At 71.0% G+C, this 4,485-nt stretch carries 4 protein-coding genes, 1 tRNA gene, 1 other RNA gene and 1 pseudogene; 4 read left to right on the top strand and 3 right to left on the bottom strand.

Annotated features, from left to right (window positions below; all coding sequences use genetic code 11):
* On the bottom strand, positions 1-1,421 hold a 1,421-nt coding region (locus tag ACYVE7_RS29805; RefSeq protein WP_460369344.1), incomplete at its 3' end, for a DNA polymerase III subunit gamma and tau.
* Positions 1,422-1,449: 28 nt separating this feature from the next.
* Positions 1,450-1,545, bottom strand: an RNA gene (ffs, locus tag ACYVE7_RS29800) — signal recognition particle sRNA small type.
* 47 nt (positions 1,546-1,592) lie between these two features.
* On the opposite strand from ffs, the gene ACYVE7_RS29795 reads away from it, so the two are divergent.
* The 4 genes from ACYVE7_RS29795 (at position 1,593) to ACYVE7_RS29780 (ending at position 4,121) form a co-directional block, all read left to right on the top strand.
* Entirely contained in the window at positions 1,593-1,907 is a 315-nt protein-coding gene (locus ACYVE7_RS29795; RefSeq protein WP_460369342.1) for a DUF952 domain-containing protein, read from the top strand.
* Between the two features lie 10 nt (positions 1,908-1,917).
* Positions 1,918-2,005: transfer RNA gene (locus ACYVE7_RS29790), tRNA-Ser, on the top strand.
* A 188-nt stretch (positions 2,006-2,193) separates the two neighbouring features.
* The gene (locus ACYVE7_RS29785; RefSeq protein ID WP_460369339.1) at positions 2,194-3,405 is read left to right on the top strand and encodes a serine hydrolase domain-containing protein; all 1,212 of its coding nucleotides are present in this window, start codon (positions 2,194-2,196) and stop codon (positions 3,403-3,405) included.
* Positions 3,406-3,425: 20 nt separating this feature from the next.
* Positions 3,426-4,121, top strand: coding sequence for a TetR/AcrR family transcriptional regulator C-terminal domain-containing protein (locus tag ACYVE7_RS29780; RefSeq protein WP_460369338.1), 696 nt, complete (start codon positions 3,426-3,428; stop codon positions 4,119-4,121).
* Here the strand turns inward: ACYVE7_RS29780 and ACYVE7_RS29775 are convergent.
* Positions 4,058-4,485 (bottom strand): annotated as a pseudogene (locus ACYVE7_RS29775) (hypothetical protein); the annotation flags it as partial. The gene ACYVE7_RS29780 and the pseudogene ACYVE7_RS29775 overlap by 64 nt on opposite strands.

Here is a 4,485-nt window from a genome sequence, read left to right as displayed (position 1 = left end):
GCGGGTGCGCCCCAGGCGTCGCCGGTCTGACCTGCCGACGGCGCCTGAGTGGGCGCGCTGGTGGCCGATGAACCCTGCGCGGCTGACGCGCCCCGGGTGTCGCCGGTCTGATGGGTCGGCGGTGCCTGAGCGGGTGCGCTGGATCCCTGCGGGGTGTTCTGGGCGCCCCAGGCGTCGCGGGGCGGGGTGGGGCGGGAGTTGTCCACAGGGTGGGAAGCGGGGGCGGGCGGGGTGAAGGAAGATGAGGAGGGGCGCGGGGTGACGGGGCCGCTGCGCTCCAGGCGGTCGAGGCGCGCCATCAGCGACACCTCGTCGTTGTAGGCGCCGGGAAGGAGGATTCGGGCGCAGACCAGTTCGAGGAGGAGGCGGGGCGAGGTGGCGCCGCGCATCTCGGTGAGGCCGGTGTGCAGGAGGTCCGCGGCTCTGGTGAGGTCGGCGGAGCCCATCGCGGCGGCCTGGGCCGTCATCCGGTCGAGTTCGTCGGCGGGACCGGCGATGAGCCCGGTCTTGGTGGCTTCGGGCACGTTGGCGAGGATCACCAGATCGCGGAAGCGGCCGAGGAGGTCGGCGGTGAAGCGGCGCGGGTCCTGGCCGGACTCGACGACCCGGTCGACGGCCGCGAATACGGCGGCGCCGTCACGCGCCGCGAACGCGTCGACGACCTCGTCGAGCAGCGCCGCGTCGGTGTAGCCGAGCAGCGAGACGGCACGCCCGTAGGTGATGCCCGACTCGTCGGAGCCGGCGAGGAGCTGGTCGAGGATCGACAGCGAGTCACGCGCCGACCCTGCCCCGGCCCGGACGACCAGCGGCAGCGCCGCCGGCTCGAACGGCACGTTCTCGGAGTTGAGGATCTCCTCCAGCAGCTCCTGGAGGATCTTCGGCGGGATCAGCCGGAACGGGTAGTGGTGGGTCCGCGATCTGATCGTCCCGATGACCTTCTCGGGTTCCGTCGTCGCGAACACGAACTTCAGGTGCGGCGGCGGCTCTTCGACGAGCTTCAGCAGCGCGTTGAACCCTTCCCGGGTCACCATGTGCGCTTCGTCGATGATGTAGATCTTGAATCGTGAGGAGACGGGCGCGAAGAACGCGCGTTCCCGCAGGTCGCGGGCGTCGTCGACACCACCGTGGGAGGCCGCGTCGATCTCGATCACGTCGAGGTGCCCGGAGCCGCCGGGGCCGAGCGCGACACAGGATTCACACACGCCGCACGGGTCGGGGGTCGGGCCCTGCTCGCAGTTCAGCGACCGGGCGAGGATGCGCGCGCTGGAGGTCTTGCCGCATCCGCGCGGCCCGGAGAAGAGATAGGCGTGGTTGACCCGCCCGTTCCGCAGCGCCTGCTGCAGCGGCTCGGCCACATGTTCCTGGCCTTTGAGCTCACCAAAGGTGGCAGGCCGGTACTTGCGATAGAGAGCCAGACTCATCCGTTAGACCCGCCCACGCCGAGGAACCAAAAAGGACCCCTCGCACACCCGCCAGAGCCTGTTTATCCTTGCTGCCTTCCGGCCCTGGGGAGGTTCACAAGATGACGCCGCACGAGGGGTCTGCCCCCGAGTCTATGGCATGACGGCCCGCGCCCCGTACAGTCCGACGACATGTCCCACATCCTCCATGTAGCCGACCGCTCCACCTGGGAGCAGGTGACCGACGTCACCCCGTATGCGATGTCGACCCGCGACACGACCCTCGAGCAGGAGGGTTTCATCCACTGCTGCGCCACCGAGCAGCAGCTGGAAGGCGTCCTGTCCCGCTACTACCAGGGCGCCGAGGACCTGGTGGTCCTGGTCATCGACCCCCGCCACCTGGACGTCCGCTTCGAACCCTCCGGCGACGACGTCTTCCCCCACATCTACTCCCCCCTCCCCAAGTCGTCCGTAATCGAGGTTCGCCCACTCCCCAACACCCGCTAAGCTTCTCCACGGAGGATTCGCCTAGTGGCCTAGGGCGCACGCTTGGAAAGCGTGTTGGGGGCAACCCCTCACGAGTTCGAATCTCGTATCCTCCGCCAGTGCCTCGCCGGGCACTACGACGAAGGCCCCGCGCGGGAAACCGCAGCTGGGGCCTTTGCTCGTTGTGGCGGCTGATCGATGAAGGCCGGTGTCTCTTAGGGACGCCGGCCTTTTCGCTTGATACCGTGAACCATCGGTGTCACCATTGGTTCGTAATTGGGTGCGGGGTGCTGGGAGGGGTGGCGTGGTGGGTTACGGGACGTGGGCGGCCGGCGCCGGGGTGGTCGCGGCGGGTGTGGGGCTGCGGTGGGTGTGGCGGCATCAGGACGAGTTGATGATGCGACCGCCGTTGAATGAGTGGACGTTCACGCACATGTCGTCGCTGCTGCCGTCGGAGACGGTGCCGCGGGCCGGACGGCCTGGCGTCCTGCCGCGGGCACCGCGGGCGCTCGACTTCACCTACGAATGGGACGGGGCGACGCGCACCCTGTCCGACCTGCACGTCCGGACGCACACGACGGGGTTCGCGGTCGTGCACCGGGGACGGCTGGTGCACGAGGAATACCCCGGCCGGTTCGCGGCGCCGCACCGCCGGTTCCAGCTGTTCTCGCTGACGAAGTCGGTGACGTCGATACTGCTGGGGATCGCGCTGGAGGAAGGCGCGATCGGCTCGACGGACGACAAGGTCGTCGACTACCGCCCGGACCTGGCCGGTTCGGCGTTCGACGGCCCGTCGATCGAGGATCTGCTGCACATGACCAGCGGCGCGGGCGGCGCGGAGGACTACGAGGACCCCGACTCCCCCGTCAACCGGCTGATGCGCGCGGTGACCGGGCAGCAGGGCACGGTGCTGGACGCGGTCCGGTCGGTGCGGCCGCACGCCCGTCCCGGCACCTGGTTCAACTACTCGACGATCGACACGCAGGTGCTGGGCTGGGTCCTGGAGGCCGCGACCGGCCGGACGCTGGCGCAGTATGCCGCCGAGCGGCTGTGGCAGCCGATCGGGGCGGAGTTCGACGCCTACTACGCGCTGTCCCGCGGCCGGCCGCGCACCGCCGTCGGCGGCGGCTCGTTCAACGCGACGGTGCGGGACCTGGCCCGGCTCGGCCTCCTGATGGCCCGCGGCGGGCGGTGGGACGGGAAGCAGATCGTCCCGCAGGAGTGGGTCGAGCGGAGCCGCGGCGCGGACCTGCCGCATCTGGCGGTCGGCGCGCTCGGCGCGGGGTACTCGGCCGGTTACGGGTACTCCAACCAGTGGTGGACCCGCGGCGGGGCGCACCGCGCTTTCACCGGCCTCGGCATCTACGGCCAGTTCCTGTGGATCGACCCGGTCGCCGACACGGTGATCGTGAAGACCAGCGCCTGGCCGGTGGCCGACGACCCCGCGTTGGACGGCGAGACCGCGACGGCGCTCACCGCGCTGGTGGCCCATCTGGCGGCGGGCGAAGAAGCGTCCTAGCGCGTCCCTAGGATGAGGGCATGACGGATCCCAGCAGCCCGGCCCCCCGCTCCAGGCGGGGACGGCCGCCGTCGAACGCGCTCAGCCGGGAACGCATTCTGGACGCGGCGCTGTCGGTGCTGGAGTCGGAGGGGCCGGAGTCGCTGACGTTGCGTCGCCTCGGCACCGATCTGGGGTCCAACCACACGGCGGTGCTGCGCTATTTCTCCGGCAAGGACGACATTCTGCTGGGTCTCGCCGAGCGGCTGATCGCCGAGGCCGTCGACGGCTTCGAGCCCGGTCCCACCTGGCGGGCGACCTTGACCGCGCTGGCCCGTCGGGTGCGTCTGGCCTGTCTGGCGCACCCGGCGCTGGCCGTGCTGGTCGCCTCCCGGGTGTCCCGGCGCGACGCGGAGTTCCGCGGCGCGGACTTGGTGATCGGCGCTCTGCTGGAGGCCGGCTTCGCTGCGGAGGAATCGGCCCGCTACTACCGGGCGCTGGTCGACGTCACGCTGGCGATGAGTTCTTTCGAGGCGGCTTCGGCCGTTCTGGACGGCGCGGAGCGGGAGGGTGACCGGATGGCGTGGCGGCGCGAGTACCTGGCGGCCTCTCCGCAGCGTTTCCCGCAGCTCGCCTCTGTGGCGCCGTACTTGGCGCAGGCCGACGAGGACGATCAGTTCGAGTTCGTGATGGAGCTGCTGCTGGACGCCGTGGAAGCGCGTTCCGGCCGCCCGTAGCCGCCGTCCCTGAGCCCGCCCGCCACCCGCAGGATCGGCGCCGCCCCGATCAGGGTGGCCGCCACGAGAACCAGACCCAAGGGCAATGCTCCGGCTGTGCCGAGCAGCCATCCGGCCGCCGCCGGGCCCAGTCCGGTGCCCACGGCGATCGCCCCGCCCCCGGCGGCCGTCCACCGGCCCGTCGGGTCGGCCGCGGCGGCCAACGCCAGCAACTGCACCAGAAGCGCGACGTAGCCGATCTGCCAGCAGACTGTGGCCACCGCGTACACCGGCCCCCACGGGCAGGCCGCGACGAGGAACTTGGCCACCGTCTCCACCGCGACGATCACCGCCAGCGCCCTGACCCGGCCGAGCCGGCGTCCCG

The sequence above is a fragment of the Actinocorallia lasiicapitis genome (assembly GCF_054778695.1).
The sequence above is the reverse complement of the archived record's forward strand: the minus strand, read 5'-3'. Positions and strand labels throughout refer to the sequence as shown.